This window comes from Microvirga zambiensis WSM3693 (assembly GCF_016735695.1).
GTDB lineage: Bacteria > Pseudomonadota > Alphaproteobacteria > Rhizobiales > Beijerinckiaceae > Microvirga > Microvirga zambiensis.
Genome location: NZ_JAERQD010000177.1, coordinates 1 through 1630, shown reverse-complemented (window position 1 = coordinate 1630; position 1630 = coordinate 1). Strand labels below are relative to the sequence as shown.

Here is a 1630-nt window from a genome sequence, read left to right as displayed (position 1 = left end):
GCCGAGATGCCTGTGAGTGTATTGCTCATTCTTGGGATGGGTGCGGCGGTCGGGTTCATCTCGGGTCTGTTCGGCATCGGCGGCGGGTTTCTGATGACGCCGCTGCTGATCTTCCTCGGCATTCCGCCGGCGGTGGCGGTGGCGACCCAGTCGGCGCAGATCGTCGCCTCCTCGACCACCAGCGTGCTCGGGGCGCTGCGCCGCAACGCCCTCGACCACAAGCTCGGCGCCATCCTGGTGGCGGGCGGGTTCGTCGGCTCGGCGCTCGGCGTCTGGTTCTTCGCCGCAGCCCGGCGCGCCGGCCAGCTCGACCTCGTCATCGTCGTCTCCTACGTCACCCTGTTCACCATCGTCGGCAGCCTGATGATGAAGGAGAGCATCCGCGAGTTCTGGCACCGGCGCAAAGGCGGGACCGTGCGCCTGCGCCGCCGCGCCGGCGAGCATGCGCCCTATCTCGGCTGGCCTTTGCGCATGCGCTTTTACCGCTCCAAGCTCTATGTCAGCGTCATCCCGATCCTCGCCCTCTCGCTCTTCATCGGCTTTGCCGGCGCCCTGCTCGGCATCGGCGGCGGCTTCATCGTCGTGCCGGCGCTGCTCTATGTCTTCCGCGTGCCCACCAACGTGGTCGTCGGCACCTCGCAGTTCCAGATCGTCTGCACCACCCTGGTCGCGCTGATCCTGCACGCGGTCACCAACCAGGCCGTCGACATGGTGCTCGCCCTGCTGCTCATCGTCGGCGGCGTGTTCGGGGCGCAGTTCGGCGCCCGCATGGGCCGCCATCTCAGAGCCGAGCTGTTCCGCTTCCTGCTCGCCATCCTGCTCCTGGCGGTCGGGCTGCGCTTCGGCCTCGAACTGGTGCTCGAGCCCAATGAGCCGTTCTCGATCACCGTGCAGGAGGCGCGCCAGTGAGGGTGCCCGGCCTCCTGCTGCTCGCCCTGCTGGCCGCGCTCGGGACGGTTGGCCCGGCCCGGGCCGAGACCCTGATCACCTCGCTCTCGAACCACCGGGTGCTGATCAACTCGAACTATACCGGCACCCAGATCGCGGTGTTCGGCGCCATCGAGCGCGATGCCCAGACGGTGGCCCGCGCCACCGCCTACGACGTGGTGGTCACCGTGCGCGGCCCGCGCCAGTTCCTGACCGTGCGCGAGAAGGAGCGGCTCGGGCCGATCTGGATCAACCAGGACCAGCAGAAGTTCCCGCTGGCGCCGGCCTATCTCAACGTGCTGTCCTCGCGCCCGATCGCGGAGATCACCACCGAGCAGCTGCAGGCGCGCCAGAAGGTGGGCCTGAGCGCGATCGTCAACGCGCCCGACTTCACCCTCGACCGCGGCGCCGCCGACCAGCCCTTCCGCGACGCGCTCTACCGGCTGAAAGCCCAGGACGGGCTCTATCTCGCGGACGAGCGCGGCGTGACCTTCCTGACGCCGGACATCTTCCGCGCCAGCATCGGCCTGCCGGCGACCGCGCCGCCGGGCAATTACGAGGTCGACGTGACGCTGTTTGCCGACACCGTGATCCTGGCGCGCACGCAGACGCATTTCGAATTGGTCAAGACCGGCTTCGAGGAGCAGATCGGCGTCATCGCCCGCGACTGGTCGCTCGCCTACGGGCTCGCCACCGCCGCCAT

Annotated in this window: 2 protein-coding genes; both read left to right on the top strand. The window is 68.8% G+C overall.

What is annotated here, in order from left to right:
- A partial coding sequence (locus tag JKL46_RS34700) for a sulfite exporter TauE/SafE family protein (protein ID WP_201842988.1) occupies nucleotides 1–909 on the top strand: 909 nt, incomplete at its 5' end.
- The coding region (locus JKL46_RS34695; protein ID WP_343074181.1) for a TIGR02186 family protein at nucleotides 906–1630 on the top strand (725 nt) is incomplete at its 3' end. The genes JKL46_RS34700 and JKL46_RS34695, both read left to right, overlap by 4 nt.